Here is a 24,201-nt window from a genome sequence, read left to right as displayed (position 1 = left end):
GCCGAGAGGCGGGTTTTTCATGGAACAGGCGCGGGTTTAACGCTTGTTGACGGCGTCCTTGAACGCCTTGCCAGCCGTGAACTTGACCGTCTTGGCTGCCGGGATCTTGATGGTTTCGCCCGTCTTCGGGTTGCGGCCCGTACGTGCTGCGCGCTTGCCCGAACCGAAGCTGCCGAAGCCGATCAGCTGAACCGCATCACCCTTCGACACGGCCTTCTTGATGACTTCGAGCAGCGTGTCCAGCGTTTCGCCGGTTTGAGCCTTGCTGGCGCCCGTTTGGGCGGCGACGGCGTCGATCAGTTCCTGTTTGTTCATTAAGGTTCCTTTATCAGGTTAGGTTGACACGAACAGCGCGAACGCGCCGATTATACGTGCGCGAACCGTGCCGTCGAGAGTCAGACTCCGACGACACAGCGCCGAATCCTGGCCCGCGCGACGCGCCCTCCGGCTTGCCGGCGGCCACCCCGCGGTACGGCGTTGCTATGATAGCGCAGCGCAAACCCAATAACGACAAGGGTTTCAAAGATTTTCATCGGTATTTCGCCGAATGAATCGTCGACTGCCCGTTTTTTGACCTGCGCCAACCGGACAGGGTCCGCGGCGTGGTCCGCCCGATCGTCGCGCCGTTGCCCCTTTCCAACGGCCGGTTGGACGGCCTCCCGCAATCCCTTGCCAGGCTTGGCTGCCACGTTTTTTGTTTCGCATGCCCGACCGACTTGTTTCCGCCACGCTCGCGCTTCGCGACGACGGCACGCTCGTCTCGCCCGAGTTCGGCGAGCTTCATCGCGGTGCATCCGGCACGCTCGCTCGCGCGCATCGCACGTTCGTCGCGGGCAACGGGCTGCCCGCGCGCTGGCAGCGCCGCCGAACGTTCACGATCGTCACGACCGCGTTCGGCGCGGGCGCCGGCTTCCTCGCGGCCTGGGCCGCGTGGCGCGACGATCCGGCGCGCTGCGAACGGCTGCACGTCGTCGCGATCGAACCGCATCCGTTCTCGCGCGACGACCTGCACCGCGCGGTTTCGCACATGGTTGCGGACACAACCATATCGGCAGACGTCGGCGCGTTGATCGATGCATGGCCGATGCGGGTACCGGGCCTGCATCGGCTCGAATTCGACGAAGGGCGCGTGGTGCTCACGCTCGCGTTCGGCGATGCGATCGAGCTGTCGAAGAAGCTCGTCGCGCGTGCCGATGCGTTTTTTGTCGACGGCGCCGCGGCATCGGGCGACGGGATTCGCGCACTCGCGAAACTCGCCGGCGAACACGCGACGTTTGCGACACATGCAAGGTCCGACGACGTGAAACATGCGCTCGGCGAAACAGGTTTCACGGTCCGCGAAGGCGACGATCACCTCGTCGGCGACTATGCGCCGCGCTGGCGCGCGCGCCGGCACGAGCCGCCGCGTGCGCTGCCCGTTGCCGCGCGCCGCGCGATCGTGATCGGCGCGGGTCTCGCCGGCTGCGCGGTGGTCGAACGTCTGGCCGCGCGCGGCTGGGACGTCACGCTGATCGAACGGCACGAACGGATCGCGAGCGAAGCGTCGGGCAATCCGGCCGGTGTGTTCCATCCATTGATGACGCGCGACGACAACGTCGCGAGCCGGCTCACGCGCGGCGGCTTCCTGCACGCGCTCGCCCGCTGGCGTGCGCTCGAACGCGCGGGGCATGCATTCTCACGCAGCACGCACGGGATGCTCCATCTCGCCGAATCGGCCGACGATTTCGCGCGGATGCGCGACGCGTTCGACGCATTCGGGGCGCCGTCCGACTATGCAACGCTGCTCGATGCCGATGCCGCGCGGGCGCACCTGAATCTGCCGGTCGCGCAGGGCGGCCTGCTGTTTCCGCACGGCGGCGCCGTGTGGCCGGCCGGGCTGTGCGCCGCGCAATATGCGGCGGCCGGCGAGCGCGTGCGCCTGCTGGCGTCCACCTGCGTCGCACGGCTCGAACGGCGGGACGACACCTGGCATGCACTCGACGATACCGGCGCCACGCTGGCCGATGCGCCCGTCGTCGTGCTCGCGAACGCGGGCGACGCCGCGCGTCTTGCCGGGCTGCGGCACGTCGCGCTGCAACCGGTGCGCGGCCAGCTCACGCTGTTGCCGCCGGGCACGGCGGCGCCGCTGCCGTGCCCGGCGATCGGCGACGGTTACGCGGTCCCGCTCGACGACGGCACGCTGCTGATCGGCGCCACCTTCGAACCGGACGACATCGATCCCGCGATGCGCGCGGCCGGCCACGCCGAAAACCTCGATCGCGTGCGGCACCTGCTGCCGGGCCTGATCGGCGCGCTGCCGGATCCCGCCACGCTGCGCGGCCGCGTCGCATTCCGCTGGGTCGTCGGCGACCGCCTGCCGCTCATCGGCCCGCTCGCCGACGAAACGCAGGCCACCGCGAACGCACGCGCGCTGGGCGGTGCGCAGGCGCGCGACCTGCCGCGCATGCCGGGCCTCTACGGCGCCTTCGGCTTCGGTTCGCGCGGCCTCGTATGGGCCGCGCTCGGCGCCGAACTCATCGCATCGCAACTCGAAGGCGAGCCCTGGCCGCTCGAGCGCGAACTCGCCGACGCCGTCGATCCTGCCCGCTTCCTGATCCGCGCACTGCGCGCCCGCCGCGTCGGCTCGGCTGGCTGACCTCGCGCGCGCCCCTCACAGTTTCCCGATTTTTCCGCGCAAGGTTATCCACGCGATGCTGTGGATAACCGCGCGGAATCCGCGCGCACTTCGTGTGCAATCACAGTGGACGTAAACTGGGTAACTCTGCACGGCTGTGAAGCGGCCCGAAAGTTGCTCAACTCAAACGTCTGTGAGCGAACAGCCTGTGCAACCGGTTATGGTTTCGCCAACACCTTGATCTTCCAGCGTAAACCGGAGTTATCCACAGAACTGTGCGTCCTTTGTTAACTTCTACTACGTATATATCCAGGTAAACCTTTGAAACCAAAGACCTGTGGTGCCGCACAGCGCCGCGAGTCGATTCAGTCGGTTCCGGAACGAAAAAGCTGTGGCACAATCGGTTTCCTTCGCGTTCGTTCGGCCAAGCGCCGGACATGCTTCAACGGAACGGTCGGCACGATTTCGAATCTGAATCTTCGAGACTGCGCAGTCCGTTCACACACCAGGCCGACAATCCAGATCGGCAACCTGAACGACGTTCCGCCCTGTGGCGGAACAGGCGGACCCCATGTACCGCCATCGTCGAGCACAACAATCACATTCGGGGCGATACCCAGCCGGCGCGCATCCATTCCTGTCGCTTGACCCCGCGTCGCTGGCGGTTGCTTCCAAAGGAGAAGTCACCACGATGAAGTCGGCGTTCTCATTCCTGCCCAACTGGCCGCTCGCGCCAGATGCCGTGTTCTGGGCCGGGCTCGCGCTGTTCGCAGCCGGCCTGTGCGGCGAGCTGTGCTATCGCGCGTGGCGCCTGCCGCGCATCACCGGCTATGCGGTGATCGGCCTGATCGCCGGTTCGTTCGGATTCGGCGTGATCGACACGAGCACCGACGAAACCTCGCGACTGTTGATGGACGTCGCGCTCGGCCTGCTGCTGTTCGAGCTCGGCAGCCGCCTCGACCTGCGCTGGATTCGGCGCAATCCGTGGCTCGTCGCGTCGAGCCTCGCGGAAGCCACGCTCACCTTCGTGCTCGTGCTGTTCGTGATGCTCGCGCTCGGCGTGTCGGGGATGGTCGCCCTCGTGCTGTCGGCGATCGCGATCGCGACGTCGCCGTCGATGGTGATCCAGCTCAAGACCGAACTGCGTGCGGAAGGGCAGGTGTCGCAGCGCCTCATCACGCTCACCGCGCTCAACAGCGTGTATGCGATCGTGCTGACCAAGCTCGTGACGAGCTGGCTGCACCAGGAAGCGTACGGCAATGTTTTCGCGACGATCCTGCAACCGCTCTACCTGCTCGCCGGTTCGTTCATCGTCGCGTATCTGGTCGCGCGTTCGTGCAATTACCTGTTCCGTCACATGACCGCGACGATGCGCGACGAGCATTCGTTCGTCGCGCTGTTCGGGCTCGTGATGCTCGCGATCGCCGTCGCGCAGGCGTTGAAGCTGTCGACGCTGCTCACGCTGCTGCTCGCCGGCATCATCGTGAAGAACCTCGAAGCGCGGCCGCAGCTGTGGCCCGAGCACTTCGGTACGGCCGGCTGGCTGCTGACGGTGGTGCTGTTCGTGCTGACGCTCACGTCGTTCACGTGGGGCGACATCGCGCTCGGCGGGCTGCTCGCGATCGTGCTGATCGTCACGCGGCTCGTCGCGAAGCTGGCCGGCGTCGTCGCGTTCGCGAAGCCGAGCGGCCTCGGGATGAAGCAGGGCGTCGCGCTCGGCATCGCGCTCACGCCGATGTCCGCGCTGTCGTACCTGCTCGTCGACGATACCTACCAGCTCTATCCCAATTTCGACCCGCACCTGCGCGCGATCGTGATGTGCTCGATCGTGATCCTGCAGCTCGTCAGCCCGTTCGTCGTCTATCGCTGCCTGTCGGCGGTCGGCGAACGCAGCGACGGCAACTGATTCCGGAACCTGCCATGGCACTCGAAACCTTCGTCAATTCCGAACCGTTCACGTTCGGCGTCGAACTGGAGATCCAGGTCGTCAACACGCACAACTACGACCTGACCAAAGCGGCATCCGACCTGATGCGCCTGATCCAGGGCGAGACCTTTCCGGGCAACATCACGCCGGAAATCACCGAAAGCATGATCGAACTGTCGACCGGCATCTGCCATTCGCACGAGCAGGCCGTCAGCGAGCTGCATGCGATCCGCGACGTGCTCGTGAAGGCGGCCGACCAGCTCAACGTCGGGCTGGCCGGCGGCGGCACGCATGCGTTCCAGCAATGGAGCGACCGGCAGATCTACGATGCGCCGCGCTTCCAGTACATTTCCGAGCTGTACGGCTATCTCGCCAAGCAGTTCACCGTGTTCGGCCAGCACGTGCACATCGGCTGTCCCGATCCCGACAGCGCGCTGTTCCTGCTGCACTCGATGTCGCGCTTCATTCCGCACTTCATCGCGCTCTCGGCGTCGTCGCCGTTCGTGCAGAACGTCGACACGGGCTTCCATTCGGCACGCCTGAATTCGGTGTTCGCGTTCCCGCTGTCGGGCCGCGCGCCGTTCGTGCTCACCTGGGACAGCTTCGAGGAATACTTCACGAAGATGGTGAACACGGGCGTCGTCAACTCGATGAAGGACTTCTACTGGGACATCCGGCCGAAGCCCGGCTACGGCACGATCGAGGTGCGCGTGATGGACACGCCGCTGTCCGTCGATCGCGCGGCGGCGATCGCCTGCTACATCCAGACGCTCGCACGCTACCTGCTGACCGACCGGCCGCTGAAGCTGTCGGAGGACGATTACCTCGTCTACACGTTCAACCGTTTCGAAGCGTGCCGCTTCGGGCTGGAAGGCACCTGCGTGAATCCTCAGACGGGCGAGCGCCGCACGATCGCGGAGGACATCCTCGACACGCTCGACCGGATCGCGCCGCACGCGGCCGCGCTCGGTTCGCGCGCGGCGCTCGACGAGATCGGCGCGCTCGCGAAGGCGCGCGTGAATGACGCATCGTGGTTGAGAACCGTTTTCAAACAGGAAAAATCGCTGAACGAGACGGTCCGGCAGCAGTGCTTACGTTGGCGCGAGTGAAAATATGTTTTGCAGATAGCAGGATCGACCGCATGGCGATTCGCTGAGCGGTAATCGGCGCCGTGTCCCGCCGAAATCGATGCGAGGCGTCCTAAAAATCTGTGGATAACCCGATATTCCACTGCAAAGTCAACGCTCTGCAGGCGGGATAACCGGTGGATCATTCCCATGCGGCCAATGGCCGATTCGAACAGGACAATGCTGGCGCGCCCCGTTTCGCGGGCGCGCGACATTGCACGCACAACAAGAATTTGCGGTTATCCAGCGATTTTCCACAGAATGCAGGGGATAACTTAGCTGTGCGATTTTCCGCTCTCGCTTAGAATGTCGGCTTTGCGGACACCGGAACGACGTGTGTCTCTCCGGTCGCCGCGAACGCGACCGCCGCGTGTGCCTCGCGACGGCCGTGCTGACGCACTCGAGTGGGTGCGTCTGTTTTGAGATAGATTCGATCTCCACACTACGGCTGCTCGGCCATCCGGGCGGCGGCAAAGCGAAAAGACTATGAGCGAAGGCGTTTACGGGAACCAGGCTGCGGGACGTGTGACCCACAGCCTGCTGCGGTTGAGCACGGCCATGCGGAGCGAGGCATGGGATTGGGCGGAAGGCGCTGGCCTCACGCCGACGCAGGGCGAGATTCTCGTGCTGCTGCTGCAGCGCAAGGGCCCGATGCGGCTCGGCGAAATCGCGCGCGAGACGCAGCTCACCGCGGCCACCACGAGCGATGCGGTCAGCACGCTCGAGACGAAGGGGCTCGTCGAGAAGCGCCGTGCGCTGGACGACGGCCGGGCACTGGCCGTACGCCTGTCGGCACGTGGCCGCACGGCCGCGAAGAAGGCGCTGCAATGGCCTGAATTCCTGACGAAAGCGGTCGGCAAGCTCGGCGCGGACGAGCAGGGCACGCTGTATCGCGCGCTGCTGAAGACGCTGCGCGAGCTGCAGGTGGCCGGCGCGACGCCGCCGCAACGCATGTGTCTCACGTGCACGCATTTCCAGCCGGGCAAGCCGTCGAAAAAGACCGTGCATCACTGCGCGGTGCTCGACATCGCGATGTCGGACAGCGATCTGCGTCTCGACTGCTCGGTGCAGGAAGAAGCCGACGCGGCGACGCAGAAGAAGACCTGGAAGATTTTCGCAGGCTGACGTCCGTCGATCGACCGGGAGGCCGATGATGAACGCTGAAGTCGTGGCGATCCGCCACGTGCATTTCGAGGATCTCGGGAGCTTCGAGCAGGTGCTCGGCGAACGCGGTCGGCGGGTGCGCTATGTCGATGTCGGATCGTCGCGGGTCGAGGTGCTCGACGTGCTTGAGCCGTCGCTGCTCGTCGTGCTCGGCGGGCCGCTCAGCGTGTACGACGACGCGCAGTATCCGACGATCGCGCCGCTCCTGGCGCTCGTGCGCCAGCGCATCGACGCGGGGCTGCCGATCCTCGGCATCTGCCTCGGCGCGCAGTTCATCGCACGGGCGCTCGGGGCGCGCGTCTATCCGGCCGCTCAGCACGAACTCGGCTGGGCGCCGCTGACGCTCACCGACGCCGGCCGCGCGTCGCCGCTGCGTCATCTCGACGGCGCGACGACGTCGATGCTGCACTGGCACGGCGATACGTTCGACCTGCCGGGTGGTGCGATCCATCTCGCATCGACGCCTGCCTGCCGTCACCAGGCCTTCGCGTGGGGGCAGCACGTGCTGGCGCTGCAATGTCATCCCGAGATCCGTACCGATCGCTTCGAACCGTGGCTGATCGCGAATGCCGGCGAAATCGCGGCGACGCCAGGCATCGACGCGCGCCAGTTGCGGGCCGATACCGCGCAGCACGGCCCCGCGCTCGAGACGGCCGCCCGGCACATGTTCGCGGAGTGGCTCGGCAGCGTCGGGCTCTGACGTCGCGGGCCGCGACCGCCCGCTGCAAAGGTCTGACCTGGCCTGCGTCCGTTACGGGCCGACGCCTCGCCGTCGCCGTACGTCGCGCATTCCGCTCATTCCGCGCCTCGCCGGCATCCAGCCCGCGTCGTACCTGACCATCCGCTTACTGCCGATGGCGCCGTCTGCACGCTTCCAGCCTGCGTGCTACGCTCGTCCGCTCTTTCCCTTTCCTGGCGAGCGGCTTCCATGACTGCGCTGTTTTCCCCGTTCACGCTGCGCGGCGTGACCCTTCCGAACCGGATCGTGATTTCCCCGATGTGCCAGTACTCGGCCGAACGCGGCGAAGCGACCGACTGGCACATGATTCACCTCGGCCATCTCGCGCTGTCGGGCGCGGGGCTGCTGTGCATCGAAGCGACCGCGGTGGAACCCGACGGGCGCATCACGCATGGCGACCTCGGTCTGTGGGACGACGTGACCGAAGCCGCGCTGAAGCCGGTGCTGGCCGCGATCCGCAAGCATTCGCCGATCCGCGTCGCGATGCAGCTGTCGCACGCGGGCCGCAAGGCGTCGAGCGCGGCGCCGTGGGAGGGCGGCCAGCTCGTGCCGGTCGCCGACGGCGGCTGGCTGCCGCACGGGCCGTCGGCCGTGCCGCACAAGGACGGCGAGACGCCGCCGCTCGCGCTCGATGCGGCGGGCCTGAACCGCATCCGCGAAGCCTTCGCCGCATCGGCCAGGCGTGCCGCACGGCTCGGCATCGATGCGATCGAAGTGCACGCGGCGCACGGCTACCTGCTGCATCAGTTCCTGTCGCCGCTCGCGAACCGGCGCACCGACGAATACGGCGGCTCGCGCGAAAACCGGATGCGGTTTCCGCTCGAGATCTTCGAGATCGTGCGCGCCGCGTTTCCGGAAGACCGGCCGGTCGGCGTGCGCGTGTCCGCGACCGACTGGGTCGAAGGCGGCTGGGAGCTCGACGATACGATCGCGTTCGCGCACGAACTGAAGCGCCGCGGCTGCGACTGGATCGACGTGTCGTCCGGCGGCGTGTCGCCGCTGCAGAAGATTCCGCTGTCGCCCGGCTACCAGGTGCCGTTCGCGCAGGCCGTGAAGCGGGCGGTCGGCATGCCGACGATCGCGGTCGGCCTGATCAACGAACCCGCGCACGCGAACCGGCTGATCGAGGCCGGCGACGCCGATCTCGTCGCGATGGCGCGCGCGATGCTGTACGACCCGCGCTGGCCGTGGCACGCGGCGGCCGAACTCGGCGCGCAGGTGACGGCGCCGCCACAGTACTGGCGCTCGCAACCGCGCGAGCACAAGGCGCTGTTCGGCGACGTCGCATTCGGCCAGCGCTGAGCACATCGCGCAATATTGCGCGCGATGTTGAACGAAGCAATCTTGAACGTGTAGGATGCGGATGATTCGCCGCATGCCCCGACGCGGCACCGACCGGTGCCGCGTTTTCGTTTTGCGCGGCGCCCGGCCGCGATCGCGGCCGCTTCCATTCAAGTCGTCTTCACAAGGATTGGTTCGATGAGTTCACGCAGGATCGCGGTGCGCCGCTCGGGAGTACACGGCAAGGGCGTGTTCGCCGTGGCGCCGATCAAGGCCGGCGAGCGCGTAGTGGAATACAAGGGCGAACGAATCTCGTGGAAGGAAGCGCTGCGCCGCCATCCGCACGACCCGAGCGAGCCGAACCATACGTTCTACTTCGCACTGGACGAAGGCGGCGTGATCGACGGCAAGATCGACGGCAACAGCGCGCGCTGGATCAACCATTCGTGTGCGCCGAACTGCGAAGCCGAGGAAGTCAAAGGCCGCGTGTACATCCACGCGCTGCGTGACATCGGGCCGGAAGAGGAGCTGTTCTACGACTACGGCCTCGTGATCGACGCGAAGCTGACGAAGAAGCTCAAGCGCGAATACGCGTGCCACTGCGGGGCGGAGTCGTGCCGCGGCACGTTGCTCGCGACATCCGACGAAGGCGGGAAGAAGAAAAAGAAGAAGGACAAGAAGGACGGCAAGCCGGCGTCCGGTTCGAAGGACAAGAAGAACAAGAAGTGATGCAGGCGGCAGCGCATCGCGCGCTGCCGCTGTCGTTTCAGTCGACGGTTGGCGCGTCGTCGCGGCGCGTCATCCGCTTGCCGTCTTTCCGTTCCTGTTCCGGCGGGCGGCCCGGTCGACGGGCCAGCGGTTGCCCGCCGACAATCGCGCTGCTCAGTGCGTCGGCGCCACAGCCGGCGTTTCGCTGGCCGGCTGCGCCGTATGCGCGGCGAGCGGCACCCTCACCACGAAGCGCGAGCCGCCTTCCGATGCATCCTCGTACGACACGGTGCCGCCATGCATCGCGATGATGTCGTGCACGATCGCGAGCCCGAGCCCGGCGCCCGTCTCGACGCCATTGCCGCTTTGCGCGTCGCCGCGGAAGAAGCGCTTGAACAGGTCGGCCTGCTGGTTCGCGGGCACGCCGGGGCCGTTGTCCTCGACGACGATCTCGGCGGCCGGCTGGCTGCCCTCGAGCGAGGCGCGCGCGACGTTCACCGTGATTCGCGCGCCGTCCGGCCGCGCGAGCGGCACGTACTTCAGCGCATTGTCGAGCAGGTTCGCGATCACCTCGCGCAGCAGCACGGGGTTGCCGCGTACGATCAGCTTCTCGTCGCCGCCCGGATCGTCGCTGCGCTGGAAGCCGAGGTCGACATGCGACGCGAGCGCGCGCGGCACCCATTCGGCGCCCGTCTCGAACGCCATCGCCGCGAGATCGACGTCGACGAAGCGCGCGGCCTGTTCGCCCGGCTCGGCACGCGCGAGCGACAGCAACTGGTTGGACAGCCGTACCGCCCGGTCGGCCGCTGCGCGCAGCTCACGCACCGCGGCGAAGGTCTGGTGCGGGTCGCGCGCGACGGCCGCCTGCTCGGCATGCAGCTTCACCGCGGTGAGCGGCGTGCGCAACTGGTGCGCGGCATCGGCGATGAACTTGCGCTGCGCGTCGAGCGCGGTCTTGAGGCGGCCGAGCAGCGCGTTCATCGCGCTCGTCAGCGGCCGGATCTCCAGCGGCACGTCGGTTTCGTCGACCGGCTCCAGCGACGTGTGGGTCTGCCGGTTCAGCGAATCGGCGAGATGCGTGAGCGGACCCAACTGCTGGTTCACGACGCGCCACACGATGCCCCAGCCCGCGAGCAGCAGCAGCAGCAACGGCATCATGATCGCGACCAGGAATTCAGCCGCGATCCGGTAGCGGTGCCGCACCGGCTGCGCGACTTCGACGACCATCGGCTTGCCGCCCTCGACGTCGTCGACGCGCACCTGCGCGACCCGTACCGCGCGGTTGTCGTACTCGGCCTCGAACACGTACGCGTGATGCATGCGCCGCACGTTGATGCCCTGCAGCGGCAGCTTCGGGTCGCCGGCGAGTTCCTGCTCGCCGTCGCTGATCCGGTAGATCAGCGCTTCGGCGGGGTCGGAGAACATCGCCTGCGCGAGCGGCGGCACCGTGAACGGCGCGTCGGGGCCGGCGATCTGGATCTGTTTGGAGATGGCGGTCGCGAGATCCGCGAGCGAGCGGTCGATCACGTGCTGCGTGTATTGCCACGCGAGCCAGTAGGCGATCAGGCCGCTCATCAGCGCGAGCATCGACAGCGGGGCGGCGAGGCGCCGGAGCAGCGAACGGCGCAGGCTGGTGGTCACAGCCGGATCAGGAGACATTTCGACGGGCAAATGGATAAGCGCCGCTCACGGGGAGCGGCGCGGTCGTGCGCCGGGCGGCGACGCGGAAGCCGCACGCATGCGCGTCGGCGGCACGCGGCCGGCCGGCGCGCGGCATTGCTCAGACGCTCGCCGTCTGGCGGATTTCCTGCAGCAGGTAGCCGAAGCCGCGCACCGTGACGATTTCGACGCGGCACTGCTCGAGTTTCTTGCGCACGCGGTGCACGTAGACTTCGATCGCGGTGTCGCCAAGATCGCCGCCGAAGTGCGTGAGGTGATCCTGCAACTGGGCCTTGCTGACGACGCGGCCGTGACGCAGCAGCAGCATCTCGAGCACCGCGAATTCGCGCGGCGACAGTTCGAGCGGCTTGTCGTCGTTGAAGATGCGGCGGTCGACGCCCGACAGGCGGACGCCGCCGAGCGACACTTCCGGACGCGGCATGTCGCTGTGCGGGCCGCTGCGGCGCATCACCGCGCGGATGCGCGCTTCGAGTTCGGCCGGCTCGAACGGCTTGAGCATGTAGTCGTCGGCGCCGGAGTTCAGGCCCTGGATCCGGTCGTTCAGCTCGTCGCGCGCGGTCAGCACGATCACGGGCGTGTGGCGGTTGGTCTGGCGGAAGCGCGTGAGCAGCGTCATCCCGTCGATGCCCGGCAGGCCGAGGTCGAGGATCACGAGTTCGTGGCGGTTCTGTGCCAGCGCCTGTTCGGCAAAAATGCCGTCATGCACCATGTCGACGGTGAAGCCAGCCTGTTCGAGGCTGCTCTGGATACCGCGTGCGATGGGGCGGTCGTCTTCGATCAGAAGGAGTCGCATGAAGTTCGCTCAAGTACAATGGGTTGGCGGTTCAGGCACGCGGACAGCACGAAGCCGTTTCCACAGGGACGCCGCATCGCCTGACATCAAGCATGGCGGCCAGCGAACGATTAAATCCAATCATGTCCGATATTTCGATCCACGACCTCGAAGCCGCGATCAATTTCTGGCGCGCCCGCTCGCCGTCGAGCGGCGACGAACTCAAACTCTGCGAAGAGGCCAGCGCGCTCTCCAAGCCGTATGCGCTGCTGATTGTACAGCGCGAAAGCGCGCTGCAACTGGAAGGATTGGACCCCAAGGCGCGGAAAGCGTACGAGACTTACGTGCGCCTTAAGGATGGCTTGGAAAGCTGAAGGCTTTCGCTGAGTACATCCTAGAAAACGTTCAGCGAAATGAAAAGTTGACGCGCCGCGCACGGAAAGATGCGCGGCGGTAGCGGCGGGACTCGGGATTCAGGCGCCCGGTTGCGCGTGCGCGGCGGCGCCGTCGATGAACCGCGCGAGTTCGATGTCGCGTTCGGTCAGGCCGTCGGCGTCGTGGGTCGACAGCGTGATGTCGACACGGTTGTACACGTTGAACCATTCCGGATGGTGGTTCATCTCCTGCGCCTTGATCGCGACGCGCGTCATGAAGCCGAACGCTTCGTTGAAATCGGCGAAGCGCAGGCGGCGCTGGATCGCGTCGCGGCCCGGCACGGCCGTCCAGTGCGGCAGGTCTTCGAGCCGGGTCTTGCGTTCTTCGGATGTGAGCTTGTGGATCATCTTGCACCTCTCGTTCGGTAACGGCGCCCACGCGCGGCTGCACCGCGCGGCGAGGCCGGCATCGTTCATTGTTTCATAGTTGCGCAAAGGGTGACGGGCGGCCGGCCGACGGCGCTCGGCGCCGCGGTACGTCACGCGTCGGCGTCGTCGGGCCAGCCTTCGCCCGTGCCGCGATGCAGCACGCGGTCGGTGTCGAGCACCGCGCCGGCCGCGAATTCGGGCAGCGCCGCGAGCCGGTCGGCCAGTGCGCGGCCGTCGACGTCCGCGAGCGCGAACAACTGCGCGAAATCGTCGATCACGAAGTAGGTCTTCTGGAATGTGTCGATCCGGTACTTCGTGCGCATCACGCGCTCGAGGTCGAACGCGAGCCGGTTCGGCGCCGCGCTTTCGAGGCTGTACAGGCTTTCGCCCTTGCTCGACACGATCCCGGCGCCGTAGATCGACAGCCCGTTGGTCCCGCGCGGGTCGCGGATCAGCCCGAATTCCACCGTATACCAATAGAGGCGCGCGAGCCGCGCCAGTGCCGCTTCGTCGTCGGCGACCGCGAGCGCGGTGCGGCCGTACGCCTGCATGTAGTCGGCGAACACCGGGTCGATCAGCAGCGGCACGTGGCCGAACAGGTCGTGGAAGCAGTCGGGTTCCTGCAGGTAGTCGAGCTGGTCGGGACGGCGCATCCACCAGGTGACGGGGAAACGCCGGTTCGCGAGGTGCTCGAAGAACACGCGGTCGGGCACGAGGCCCGGCACCGCGACGATTTCCCAACCGGTCGCGGGCTTCAACTGGCGGTTCACGTCCGCGAACGACGGTACGCGATCGGCCGGCAGCTCGATCTTGCCGAGCCCGGCGACGAACGCATCGCACGCGCGGCCGCGCAGCAGGGCCGACTGGCGCGCGTAGAGCTGCTGCCACACCGCGTGGTCGACCTGGCCGTAGCGCTGCAGCGGCTGGTCGATGGTGAAATCGGCGCGGGTTTCGAGGCCCGCATCGAACTGCTCCTGCAGTTTCGCAGTGACGACGGTGGACATGATCAGGCTCTGCACGCTGGGGTTGGAACCATGCAAGTGTAGAGCGGGCTGCGCGCGGATTGGGCGCATAGTTGGCGTTGATTTGCTGACTGATGCGATAATCACGCATCAAACCAAGAATCAATGCGGAGAATGCTCATGCTGGAACTCGATCACTTCGATCTCGCGCTGCTGGACGTGCTGCAGCGCTTCGGGCGCGCGACGCATCAGCAACTGGGCGAGGAGGTGCCGCTGTCGCCGTCGCAGATCGGCCGGCGGCTGCAGCGGCTCGAGGCGGCCGGCGTGATCGAAGGCTACCGCGTGATGTTGCGCCCCGAAAAACTCGGGCTCGGCGTGACCGCGTTCACGAGCCTGAAGCTCAAGCATCACGGCGATTCGATCATCGAACAGTTCCAGCAGCAGATCGACGTGCTGCCCGAAGTGCTCGAATGCCATGCGGTGGTGGGCGATGCCGACTACCTGCTGCGGATCGTCGCGCCGGATCTCAACGCGCTGTCGCAGTTCGTGATGAAGAAGCTGATGCGGGTGCCGGGCGTCGACAGCGTGCGCTCGAACATCGTGCTGACGACCTTCAAGCGCAACGGTGCGCTGCCGCTCGCGCATCTGGCGCCCGGCGCTGCGTGACCGGGAGGCGGCAGCGGCAGGGGCGCTGAAGGCGGGACGCGCAGCGCCGCCTTCTGTGGGGCCGGATCAGGCCGTTTCAGGCTCGGCGTCGGCGTTCAGCAGATCGACGTACGCGACCGCGACGAGATCGTCCTGCGCCACGCCGAGCTTCGCGAACACCTCGTGCGCTTCCGCTTCGCCGCCCGCTTCGTCGTCGTCGGGGCCGAGCACGACCTCGAGCTCGATGAAATCGCCGAGGCCGTCGACGCGGTCGAGGTGGATACGCGTGCGGCCCGTGAGGTACACGTGCCGCTCCTTCGTCACGATCCCGCGCGTGGTCAGCGCGGTCGCGAGCAGCGAATGCATCGCGTCGGGGTTCGTGACCGGGCTGCGCGTGTAGTACGACGCCTTCGGGCCGTCGCGGTCGTCGCGCTGGTAGAAGATCAGCTCGGCGGGCGTGCCGTCCTCGAAGCGGCGCAGCTTGAGCCGGCCGCGCGGCACGTCATAGAAGAAATCCTGCTGGCGGTAGAACAACGGTGCTTCGGTCGCGAGCTGGGCCGCCTGTTCGCGCAGCCGGTCGAATTCGCGGGCGCGGGCTTTGATCTCGATGTTGCGGGCCATGCGGGTCTCCTTCAATCGGGGTCTCGCGGTGTGCGAACGCACAATCTAGCAAAAAGCCTGCGATGGTGGCGTGACGAGCGGACGGGGCGCGGCGACGCGACGCGGGGCGGGCTCGGCGGCGATTTCGCCCGCGATGGCGATCCGCGGCATGCGTGAGGCACCGAAACCCGGTGCGCAACCGGTCACCTCGACATCAGCCACGCTCATATCGCCCACTGCGCTTCGATCAGCCGCAGCGCGGCCGCGATCGCCGGCTCGTCGCGCCGCGCGGCGAGCGTCACGAACGTCAGTTCGGTCGGCACCGTCACGGGTTCGACGATCGTCAGCGCATGCGCGTGCGCTTCGGCCAGCGCGGTCGAATCGCGCGCGAGCGTCAAACCGATTCCCGATTTGACGAGGTCGAGCATCGATTGCTCCTGGTCGACCTCGGCGACCTTCACCGGCTGCGCGCCGGCCGCCGCGAAACGCCGCGACAGCAGCCGGTGGTGCGCGGATGCCGGCGGCGTCCAGATCCACGGCAGCGCGGCGAGCGCGCGCCAGTCGTGCGCGCGCTGCACGCGCTCCTTCCAGCCGGCCGGCGCCAGGACGCGATATTCGAAGCGCGTGAGCGTGACGGTGTGGAACAGCGCGTCGTCGCGCGGCGAGTCCTCTTCGGGGCGGCCGATGTAGTAGCCGACGTCGAGCGCCTGCGCGCGCACCTGTTCGATCACCCAGCCCGACATCCCGTGCCGCAGCGCGGTCTCGATCTGCGGATGGGTCTCGACCAGCGCGCGCAGGAAGCCGCCGAGCCGCAGGAAGCCCGGATCGAGGATCGTGCCGATCCGCAGCCGGCCGCGCACCTCGTGCCGCAGCGCGGCCGCGGCGCGCTGTACGTCGGCGGCCGCGGCGAGCGCGCGTTCCGCATGCGGCAGCAGCGTCTGCCCGTCGCGCGTAAGCGCAAGCCCGCGCGACGTTCGCGTGAACAGCGCGACGCCGAGCGTTTCCTGCAGATGCTTGATCTGCAGGCTGACGGCCGGCTGCGTGACGTGCAGTTGCGCGGCGGCGCGCGTCAGGTTGCCTTCGCGCGCGACCGTCGCGAACGCGCGGAGCAAGGTGAGATCCATCGTCGTGATATGAGCGTGGCTTATAACGCAGTTCAGCATAACTCATTGGATCGGCGGCCGGGCGCGGGAGTACGCTTCATCGGGTCGTCATGGCGCGCGGGGCTGCAGGCGCGGCTCGCGACGCACTATGCTGAAAATGACGCGCGGTATCGCGCCGCGCGGTACACAACAACGCGCTCGCAGGGGCCGGAGTCAGCGCTGGAGCGCTCGTCCGGGTCGACCGCGAAGCATGAGGCCCGAGTCAGTGCCAAAGCACTCACTCGGGTCGACAGGAGACACGCCGTGAGTACTCAACGCACGCTCGAGGGCGAATTCGACTACGTGATCGTCGGCGCGGGCACCGCGGGCTGCGTGCTCGCGAACCGCCTGACCGAGGATCCCGACATCAGCGTGCTGCTGCTCGAAGCGGGCGGCAAGGACGACTATCACTGGATTCATATCCCGGTCGGCTATCTGTACTGCATCGGCAACCCGCGCACCGACTGGTTGTACAAGACGCAGCCCGAAGCGGCGCTCAACGGTCGCGCGCTGTCGTATCCGCGCGGCCGCGTGCTCGGCGGCTGCTCGTCGATCAACGGAATGATCTACATGCGCGGCCAGCGCGAGGACTACGACAACTGGGCGCAGGAAACCGGCGACGCCGGCTGGTCGTGGGACAGCGTGCTGCCGATCTTCAAGCGCAGCGAGGATCATCACGCGGGCGCGAGCGATGCGCACGGCGCGGGCGGCTACTGGCGCGTCGAGAAGCAGCGGCTGCGCTGGGAGATCCTCGAATCGTTCGCGCAGGCCGCGCAGCAGACGGGCATCCCCGCCACCGACGATTTCAACCGCGGCGACAATGCCGGGGTCGGCTACTTCGAAGTGAACCAGAAGCGCGGCGTGCGCTGGAATACGTCGAAGGCGTTCCTGCGGCCCGCGATGGCGCGCCCGAACCTGACCGTGATCACCGGCGCGCATGCGCAACGCGTGATTTTCGACGGGCGGCGCGCGGTGGGTGTCGAGTACCACGGCGGCGGCACCGACTACGTCGCGCGGGCGCGCTCGGAAGTGCTGCTGACGTCGGGCGCGGTGAATTCGCCGCAACTGCTCGAACTGTCGGGTATCGGCGATGGCCGGCGGCTGCAGGCGCTCGGCATCGACGTCGTACAGGATCTGCCGGGCGTCGGCGAAAACCTGCAGGATCACCTGCAATTGCGGATGGCGTTTCGTGTCGACGGCGTGCGCACGCTCAACACGCTGTCCGCGCGCTGGTGGGGCAAGCTGATGATCGGCGCCGAATATGCGCTGCTGCAGCGCGGGCCGATGTCGATGGCGCCATCGCAGTTGGGCGCGTTCGCGAAATCCGATCAGGACGATCCCGCACTCACGCGCCCCGATCTCCAGTACCACGTGCAGCCGCTGTCGCTCGAACGCTTCGGCGAGCCGTTGCACGGCTTCAACGCCTTTACGGCGTCGGTCTGTCATTTGCGGCCGAGCTCGCGCGGCAGCGTGCACGTCACGAGCGCCGATCCGGCCAGCGCACCGGCGATCGCGCCGAACTATCTGTCGACCGACCACGATCGCCACGTCGCCGCGAATGCGCTGCGCCTCACGCGCCGGATCGCCTCCGCACCGGCGCTCGCACGCTATCGCCCCGAGGAAATCCTGCCCGGCCCGCAGTACCGGACCGAGGCCGAACTGATCGATGCAGCCGGCGCCGTCGGCACGACGATCTTCCACCCGGTCGGCACGTGCCGGATGGGGCGCGCCGACGACGCGCGCGCGGTGGTCGACAGCCGGCTGCGCGTGCGCGGCATCGCCGGGTTGCGGATCGTCGATGCGTCGGTGATGCCGTTCATCACGTCGGGCAATACCAATTCGCCGACGCTGATGATCGCCGAGCGCGCGAGCGACATGATTCGTGCCGACCGCCGTGCGGCGCGCGAAGCGATGGCGGTGCGCACCGAAGCCGCTGTGACGGCGGCATGACGACCCGCTGACGCGCACGCCAGCGGGCGGTCATGCGAACGCCCGCTGATTCGCTATGCGAAACAAGCTGCCGTCGTATCCGCTCGAACGGCAAGATCCGTGCAAGCCGCGCCGTCGCGCGGCTTTTTTCATCGCGTGCGTGCCCGGTCCTGCAGCAGGTCAACGCGTGATGATGCACGTGTCAAAAAAGCGCGGTGAATAACCGCGCGCAGTCTCGGCCGATATGGCGGCCAGCCCTATAAGTGCAAATCCCGATGATTGCACTGCACCAACGGCGCGACAATGTTCTGTAATGTGCATACGCGTCGGCGCGGGAGACCACCCTCGAGGCGTACCACGGCGCCCGGGGGCAGCCCGCTGATCCGCTGACCTGTTCGCGGCCGCTTGCGCCAGGCTTCCCGGTGCTTCGCCTGACTTCGTACGGAAGGGAACATGATTCTCGGCGACACGATTCTGGAAACACGCGGACTGACGAAGGAATTCAGGGGCTTCACCGCCGTGAACGGTGTCAACCTGCGTGTGCGGCGCGGTGCGATCCACGCATTGATCGGGCCGAACGGCGCGGGCAAGACCACCTGTTTCAACCTCCTCACCAAATTTCTGACGCCGACGGCCGGCCAGATCGTCTTCAACGGCATCGACATCACCGACGAGCGGCCCGCGCAGGTCGCGCGGCGCGGCATCATCCGCTCGTTCCAGATTTCGGCCGTGTTCCCGCACCTGACCGCGCTGCAGAACGTGCGCATCGGCCTGCAGCGCGCGCTCGGTACCGAATTCCATTTCTGGCGCAGCGAGCGCACGCTGAAGCGGCTCGACGATCGCGCGATGGATCTGCTCACGCAGGTCGGCCTCACCGATTTCGCGCACGTGCCGACCGTCGAGCTGGCCTACGGCCGCAAGCGCGCGCTCGAGATCGCGACGACGCTGGCAATGGAGCCCGAACTGATGCTGCTCGACGAGCCCACGCAAGGGATGGGCCACGAGGACGTCGACCGCGTGACCGCGCTGATCAAGAAGGTCGCGAGCGGCCGCACGATCCTGATGGTGGAACACAACATGAACGTGATCGCGGGGATCTCCGACACGATCACCGTCCTGCAACGCGGCGAGGTGCTGGCCGAAGGCTCGTATGCGGAAGTGTCGAAGAATCCGCTCGTCATCGAGGCCTACATGGGCAGCGCCGACGCGGCGCTCGCGGGGGCGCACGCATGAAGCACAGCGAACGGGAGGAACGCGAATTGAGCGGCGTCGAGAGCGGTACGCCTGCGCTGGAGATCACGGGCCTGGAGGCCTGGTACGGGGAATCCCACATCTTGCACGGTGTCGACCTGACCGTGCATCGCGGCGAGGTCGTCACGCTGCTCGGCCGCAACGGCGCGGGCCGCACGACGACGCTGCGCGCGATCATGGGCCTCACGGGCCGCCGCAGCGGGTCGATCAAGGTCGCGGGCCACGAGACGATCGGCCTTTCGACGCATCGCATCGCGCATTTCGGCATCGGCTACTGCCCGGAGGAGCGCGGGATCTTCTCGAGCCTGTCGTGCGAGGAGAACCTGATGCTGCCGCCGCTGATCGGGCCGCGCGAGCATGCGATGTCGCTCGACGAGATCTACGCGATGTTCCCGAACCTTGCGTCGCGCCGGCAGAGCCAGGGCACGCGGCTGTCCGGCGGCGAGCAGCAGATGCTCGCGGTCGCGCGGATCTTGCGCACCGGCGCGAACCTGCTGCTGCTCGACGAGATCTCCGAAGGCCTCGCGCCGGTGATCGTCCAGGCGCTCGCACGGATGATCGTCGCGCTGAAGGCGCGCGGCTACACGATCGTGATGGTCGAACAGAATTTCCGCTTCGCCGCGCCGCTCGCCGACCGCTTCTACGTGATGGAGCACGGCAGCATCGTCGAGCATTTCCGCGCCTCCGAACTGGAAGGCAAGATGCCGACGCTGCACGACCTGCTCGGGGTGTGACGCCGCCCCGTTTCCCTTGCCGCTAGCCGTGGCGGCCCTCGAACAACCACAACGCATCAGAACAACAGGAGACGTCAATGAAAATGAAGACCCTCGCACAGGCCTGTCTCGCGCTCGCGACCGCCGCGCTCACCGCCGGCGCCGCCCACGCGGCGGATACCGTGAAGATCGGCTTCATCACCGACATGTCGGGGCTTTACGCGGATATCGACGGGCAGGGCGGTCTCGAGGCGATCCGCATGGCGGTCGCGGACTTCGGCGGCAAGGTGCTCGGCAAGCCGATCGAGGTCGTCTATGCCGACCACCAGAACAAGGCCGACATCGCCGCGTCGAAGGCGCGGGAATGGATGGACCGCGGCGGCCTCGATCTGCTGGTCGGCGGCACGAACTCGGCCACCGCGCTGTCGATGAACCAGGTCGCGGCCGAGAAGAAGAAGGTCTACATCAACATCGGCGCGGGCGCCGACACGCTGACCAACGAGCAGTGCACGCCGTACACGGTCCACTACGCGTACGACACGATGGCGCTCGCGAAGGGCACCGGCTCGGCGGTGGTGAAGCAGGGCGGCAAGAGCTGGTTCTTCCTGACGGCCGACTATGCGTTCGGCAAGGCGCTCGAGAAGAACACGTCGGACGTCGTGAAGGCGAACGGCGGCCAGGTGCTCGGCGCGGTGCGTCACCCGTTGTCCGCGTCGGATTTCTCGTCGTTCCTGTTGCAGGCGCAATCGTCGAAGGCGCAGATCCTCGGCCTCGCGAACGCGGGCGGCGACACGATCAACTCGATCAAGGCCGCGAAGGAGTTCGGCATCACGAAGACGATGAAGCTCGCCGCGCTGCTGATGTTCATCGACGACGTGCACAGCCTCGGCCTCGAAACGACGCAGGGCCTCGTGCTGACCGACAGCTGGTACTGGAACCGCGACGCGGCGTCGCGCCAGTGGGCGCAGCGCTACTTCGGCAAGATGAAGAAGATGCCGTCGAGCCTGCAGGCGGCCGACTACTCGTCGGTGACGACCTACCTGAAGGCCGTGCAGGCCGCCGGGACGACCGACTCCGACAAGGTGATGGCCGAGCTGAAGAAGATCAAGATCAGCGACTTCTACGCGAAGGGCTACATCCGTCAGGACGGCAGCATGATCCACGACATGTACCTGATGGAAGTGAAGAAGCCGTCCGAATCGAAGGAGCCGTGGGACTACTACAAGGTGCTCGCGACGATTCCGGGCGAACAGGCGTTCGGCACCAAGCAGGAAACGCGCTGCGCGCTGTGGAAGTAGGTATCGCTTAGCGGCGCGCACGGGCGCGCCGCATGGTGGCGGTTGCAGCGACGTGCCCGCTGCGCCGCCCGCGTGCGCGATGCAGGGAAGTTGCGCACGCAACGAAACTCATTCTGACGGCTAAGTCGATGGACATCTTTGGCATTCCGTTGCCGGCGATGCTGAGCCAGTTGCTGCTCGGGCTCGTCAACGGCTCGTTCTACGCGATCCTGAGCCTCGGGCTCGCGGTGATCTTCGGGCTGCTCAACGTGATCAACTTCGCGCACGGCGCGCTGTTCATGCTGGGTGCGATGCTCGCGTGGATGGGCCTGTCGTATTTCGGGCTGCCGTACTGGGCGATGCTCGTGCTCGCGCCCGTGCTCGTCGGCGCGTTCGGGATCGCGATCGAGCGCTCGATGCTGCGCTGGCTGTACAAGCTCGACCACCTGTACGGGCTGCTGCTCACGTTCGGCCTCACGCTGGTCGTCGAAGGCGTGTTCCGGTCGATCTACGGGTCGTCGGGCCAGCCGTACGACGTGCCGTCGCAGTTGGCCGGCGCGACCAACCTCGGCTTCATGTTCCTGCCGAACTATCGCGCGTGGGTCGTCGTCGCATCGCTCGCGGTGTGCCTCGCCACCTGGTTCGTGATCGAGAAGACACGGCTCGGCGCGTATCTGCGTGCCGGCACCGAGAACCCGAAGCTCGTCGAGGCGTTCGGCGTGAACGTGCCGATGATGATCACGCTCACCTACGGCTTCGGCGTCGCGCTCGCCGCGTTCGCGGGCGTGCTGGCCGCGCCGGTGATCCAGGTGTCGCCGCTGATGGGCCAGCCGATGATCATCACCGTGTTCGCGGTGGTCGTGATCGGCGGGATGGGCTCGATCCTCGGCTCGATCGTCACGGGCCTGCTGCTCGGCGTGATCGAGGGCTTCACGCGCGTGTTCTATCCCGAAGCGTCGGCCACCGTCGTGTTCGTGATCATGGCGATCGTGCTGCTGTTCCGCCCGGCGGGCCTCTTCGGCAAGGAAAAATGATGCAGAGAAAAGTGCTCTACGGCGTGCTGCTCGCCGCACTGCTCGCCGCGCCGTTCATCGGCGCGTATCCGGTGTTCGTGATGAAGGTGCTCGCGTTCGCGCTGTTCGCGGCGGCGTTCAACCTGCTGATCGGCTATACGGGGCTGCTGTCGTTCGGCCATGCGATGTTCCTCGCGACGGCCGGCTATGCGACCGGCTATTCGATGCAGACGCTCGGTTTCACGCCCGAGCTCGGCGTGCTGGCCGGCACCGTCGCCGCGACGGTGCTCGGGCTCGTCGTCGGGCTGTTCGCGATCCGCCGGCAGGGCATCTACTTCGCGATGATCACACTCGCGTTCGCGCAGATGGTCTACTTCATCTATCTGCAGGCGCCGTTCACGCACGGCGAGGACGGCCTGCAGGGCGTGCCCCGCGGTCGCCTGTTCGGGCTGCTCGACCTGTCGAACGACGTCGCGCTGTACTACGTCGTACTGACGGTGGTCGTGGCCGCGTGCGCGTTCATCGTGCGGATCGTCCATTCGCCGTTCGGCCAGGTGCTCGTCGCGATCAAGGAGAACGAGGCGCGCGCGATCTCGCTCGGCTACGACACTGACCGCTTCAAGCTGCTCGCGTTCATCCTGTCGGCCGGGCTCGCGGGGCTGGCCGGCTCGCTGAAGGTGCTGGTGCTCGGCTTCGAGACGCTGTCGGACGCGTACTGGACGATGTCGGGCCTCGTCGTACTGATGACGCTCGTCGGCGGGATGGGCACACTGTTCGGGCCGCTGCTTGGCGCCGCGCTGATCGTGGCGCTGGAAGACCGGCTCGGCGACATCGGCGAATGGCTCGCGTCGACGACGGGCGTCGCGTGGTTCCATTCGCTCGGCGAATCGGCGACGATCGTCACCGGGCTGATCTTCATCGCATGCGTGCTGGCGTTCCGGCGCGGCATCGTCGGCGAGATGGTCGCGCGGATCAAGCCGCTCAGGGCCTCGTCGTGAACCTGCGGCGCGGCGCCCGCGCGTTGATGCGAAGCACCATCCGGCACGCGCTGGAAGGGCGCTGCGGCGGGCTCGGGCCGTCACCGCGCGGCAGATTGGTGCCCCATTTTCGTGCGGCGATGCACCATAGGGGTAAATGCTAAGTTGTCGTGGTGCTTAAGCCTCTTTAAGATTCACCTTAGTTCTGATGCACCGCGAAACGAATTTGCAGGTGGAGAACGAGGAGACAATCGAGGCACAAAGTGCCCGGACCCCAAAGCGCTGTTGGACGGAATCCAACAGCGCTTTTTCATTTGCGTGCACGGATTCCCTCGATGGTGCATCGGCCCGCGTGACGGCCATCTTTCGCGTTTGCGTTCGCACCGTGTCTTTCCGCGCTTCGCCGCGTCCTCCGTTTTTCCGTTCCCGTGATTCGTTTGCAGAGCGCGCGCCATTGCGCACCTGCTGTCCGGGCTTACCCGGTTGGCGTGCGCGAAACGCGTCCGTTACACTCAGCTTTCGCCGACCGAGCGGTCGGGAAAACGGTCGGCAGTTCTCCTACAAGCAGAATGCAGAAGAGGGAGTACGGTTGGATGAGCAGCGCGGGACGATGGTTAGGGGCAGGAAGGGCGGCTGGCGCCGTTCGCTCATCGCGGGGTGGGGCGATGGTCGACGCGGCTTTACCGAGCCGTTTTGCGGCCTGTATGCGTGCTCCGATGCCATTGAATGTCGTTGCGTTCGCATCCGTATCCGCATTCTCATGAGCCGCCGGTTTTCCGACGTTTCATCGCACGCGTGCCCGGCCGCCTCGGGCCGGCACGGCGGGCGTTCCCGCCATCGTTGCGCACGCACCGATTTTCCTCGCGATTCCGCATTT

22 protein-coding genes are annotated in these 24,201 nt (G+C 66.8%); 15 read left to right on the top strand and 7 right to left on the bottom strand.

What is annotated here, in order from left to right; translation table 11 throughout:
* Positions 1-36 precede the first annotated feature (36 nt).
* Entirely contained in the window at positions 37-315 is a 279-nt protein-coding gene (locus tag H3O04_RS07380) for an HU family DNA-binding protein (protein WP_006401505.1), read from the bottom strand.
* 388 nt (positions 316-703) lie between these two features.
* Between H3O04_RS07380 and mnmC the strand changes: the two genes are divergently transcribed.
* The 7 genes from mnmC to H3O04_RS07345 all read left to right on the top strand — a co-directional run bounded on the left by mnmC (position 704) and on the right by H3O04_RS07345 (position 9,581).
* Positions 704-2,635, top strand: a complete 1,932-nt coding sequence (gene mnmC / locus H3O04_RS07375) for a bifunctional tRNA (5-methylaminomethyl-2-thiouridine)(34)-methyltransferase MnmD/FAD-dependent 5-carboxymethylaminomethyl-2-thiouridine(34) oxidoreductase MnmC (RefSeq protein WP_202587427.1) — start codon at positions 704-706, stop codon at positions 2,633-2,635.
* Positions 2,636-3,305: 670 nt separating this feature from the next.
* Positions 3,306-4,520, top strand: a complete 1,215-nt coding sequence (locus H3O04_RS07370; RefSeq protein ID WP_012327590.1) for a cation:proton antiporter — start codon at positions 3,306-3,308, stop codon at positions 4,518-4,520.
* A gap of 14 nt (positions 4,521-4,534) precedes the next feature.
* Positions 4,535-5,650, top strand: a complete 1,116-nt coding sequence (locus H3O04_RS07365; RefSeq protein ID WP_006490006.1) for a YbdK family carboxylate-amine ligase — start codon at positions 4,535-4,537, stop codon at positions 5,648-5,650.
* Positions 5,651-6,154: 504 nt separating this feature from the next.
* Positions 6,155-6,793: a MarR family winged helix-turn-helix transcriptional regulator gene (locus tag H3O04_RS07360; RefSeq protein WP_043887672.1), complete on the top strand. Its 639-nt coding sequence runs from the start codon at positions 6,155-6,157 to the stop codon at positions 6,791-6,793.
* A 28-nt stretch (positions 6,794-6,821) separates the two neighbouring features.
* Positions 6,822-7,532 (top strand): glutamine amidotransferase, encoded by a 711-nt coding sequence (locus H3O04_RS07355; RefSeq protein ID WP_124555741.1) that lies wholly within the window; start codon positions 6,822-6,824, stop codon positions 7,530-7,532.
* 228 nt (positions 7,533-7,760) lie between these two features.
* Positions 7,761-8,873: an NADH:flavin oxidoreductase/NADH oxidase gene (locus H3O04_RS07350; RefSeq protein ID WP_012327592.1), complete on the top strand. Its 1,113-nt coding sequence runs from the start codon at positions 7,761-7,763 to the stop codon at positions 8,871-8,873.
* Between the two features lie 177 nt (positions 8,874-9,050).
* Positions 9,051-9,581: an SET domain-containing protein gene (locus H3O04_RS07345; protein ID WP_011546821.1), complete on the top strand. Its 531-nt coding sequence runs from the start codon at positions 9,051-9,053 to the stop codon at positions 9,579-9,581.
* A 153-nt stretch (positions 9,582-9,734) separates the two neighbouring features.
* Here the strand turns inward: H3O04_RS07345 and H3O04_RS07340 are convergent, their stop codons facing one another.
* Both H3O04_RS07340 and H3O04_RS07335 read right to left on the bottom strand, forming a co-directional pair.
* A complete protein-coding gene (locus H3O04_RS07340; RefSeq protein WP_043887671.1) occupies positions 9,735-11,219 on the bottom strand; it encodes a sensor histidine kinase in 1,485 nt (494 codons plus the stop codon).
* 121 nt (positions 11,220-11,340) lie between these two features.
* The gene (locus tag H3O04_RS07335) at positions 11,341-12,033 is read right to left on the bottom strand and encodes a response regulator (RefSeq protein ID WP_006401494.1); all 693 of its coding nucleotides are present in this window, start codon (positions 12,031-12,033) and stop codon (positions 11,341-11,343) included.
* Positions 12,034-12,155: 122 nt separating this feature from the next.
* On the opposite strand from H3O04_RS07335, the gene H3O04_RS07330 reads away from it, so the two are divergent.
* Complete coding sequence (locus H3O04_RS07330) at positions 12,156-12,386, top strand: DUF3717 domain-containing protein (RefSeq protein WP_006401493.1); 231 nt, start codon at positions 12,156-12,158, stop codon at positions 12,384-12,386.
* 99 nt (positions 12,387-12,485) lie between these two features.
* On the opposite strand, the gene H3O04_RS07325 is transcribed toward H3O04_RS07330, so the two are convergent.
* Positions 12,486-12,863, bottom strand: a complete 378-nt coding sequence (locus H3O04_RS07325; protein WP_260430006.1) for a 4a-hydroxytetrahydrobiopterin dehydratase — start codon at positions 12,861-12,863, stop codon at positions 12,486-12,488.
* Between the two features lie 62 nt (positions 12,864-12,925).
* Positions 12,926-13,819 (bottom strand): phenylalanine 4-monooxygenase, encoded by an 894-nt coding sequence (gene phhA / locus H3O04_RS07320; protein ID WP_237666213.1) that lies wholly within the window; start codon positions 13,817-13,819, stop codon positions 12,926-12,928.
* A 138-nt stretch (positions 13,820-13,957) separates the two neighbouring features.
* Between phhA and H3O04_RS07315 the strand changes: the two genes are divergently transcribed.
* Entirely contained in the window at positions 13,958-14,443 is a 486-nt protein-coding gene (locus H3O04_RS07315) for an Lrp/AsnC family transcriptional regulator (protein WP_006408082.1), read from the top strand.
* A gap of 66 nt (positions 14,444-14,509) precedes the next feature.
* On the opposite strand, the gene H3O04_RS07310 is transcribed toward H3O04_RS07315, so the two are convergent.
* Together H3O04_RS07310 and H3O04_RS07305 are read right to left on the bottom strand one after the other, a co-directional pair.
* Positions 14,510-15,043 carry a class IV adenylate cyclase gene (locus H3O04_RS07310; RefSeq protein ID WP_202587425.1) on the bottom strand — a complete coding sequence of 178 codons (534 nt, stop codon included), beginning with the start codon at positions 15,041-15,043 and terminating at the stop codon, positions 14,510-14,512.
* 203 nt (positions 15,044-15,246) lie between these two features.
* A complete protein-coding gene (locus H3O04_RS07305; protein WP_041489277.1) occupies positions 15,247-16,146 on the bottom strand; it encodes a LysR family transcriptional regulator in 900 nt (299 codons plus the stop codon).
* A gap of 282 nt (positions 16,147-16,428) precedes the next feature.
* Between H3O04_RS07305 and H3O04_RS07300 the strand changes: the two genes are divergently transcribed.
* The 6 genes from H3O04_RS07300 (at position 16,429) to H3O04_RS07275 (ending at position 23,345) form a co-directional block, all read left to right on the top strand.
* Positions 16,429-18,114: a choline dehydrogenase gene (locus H3O04_RS07300; protein WP_202587424.1), complete on the top strand. Its 1,686-nt coding sequence runs from the start codon at positions 16,429-16,431 to the stop codon at positions 18,112-18,114.
* Between the two features lie 432 nt (positions 18,115-18,546).
* Positions 18,547-19,326, top strand: a complete 780-nt coding sequence (locus H3O04_RS07295; RefSeq protein ID WP_006477266.1) for an ABC transporter ATP-binding protein — start codon at positions 18,547-18,549, stop codon at positions 19,324-19,326.
* Entirely contained in the window at positions 19,323-20,078 is a 756-nt protein-coding gene (locus H3O04_RS07290) for an ABC transporter ATP-binding protein (RefSeq protein WP_200160972.1), read from the top strand. Before H3O04_RS07295 ends, H3O04_RS07290 begins: the two co-directional genes overlap by 4 nt.
* A gap of 77 nt (positions 20,079-20,155) precedes the next feature.
* On the top strand, positions 20,156-21,355 hold the full coding sequence (locus H3O04_RS07285) for an ABC transporter substrate-binding protein (protein WP_006496321.1): 1,200 nt from the start codon (positions 20,156-20,158) through the stop codon (positions 21,353-21,355).
* 128 nt (positions 21,356-21,483) lie between these two features.
* A complete protein-coding gene (locus tag H3O04_RS07280; RefSeq protein ID WP_202587423.1) occupies positions 21,484-22,368 on the top strand; it encodes a branched-chain amino acid ABC transporter permease in 885 nt (294 codons plus the stop codon).
* Entirely contained in the window at positions 22,368-23,345 is a 978-nt protein-coding gene (locus H3O04_RS07275; protein WP_023476551.1) for a branched-chain amino acid ABC transporter permease, read from the top strand. Before H3O04_RS07280 ends, H3O04_RS07275 begins: the two co-directional genes overlap by 1 nt.
* Positions 23,346-24,201 lie beyond the last annotated feature (856 nt).

The sequence above is a fragment of the Burkholderia sp. KCJ3K979 genome (assembly GCF_016759955.1).
Classification (GTDB): Bacteria; Pseudomonadota; Gammaproteobacteria; order Burkholderiales; family Burkholderiaceae; genus Burkholderia; species Burkholderia orbicola.
This window is presented reverse-complemented; position numbering and strand designations above follow the sequence as displayed.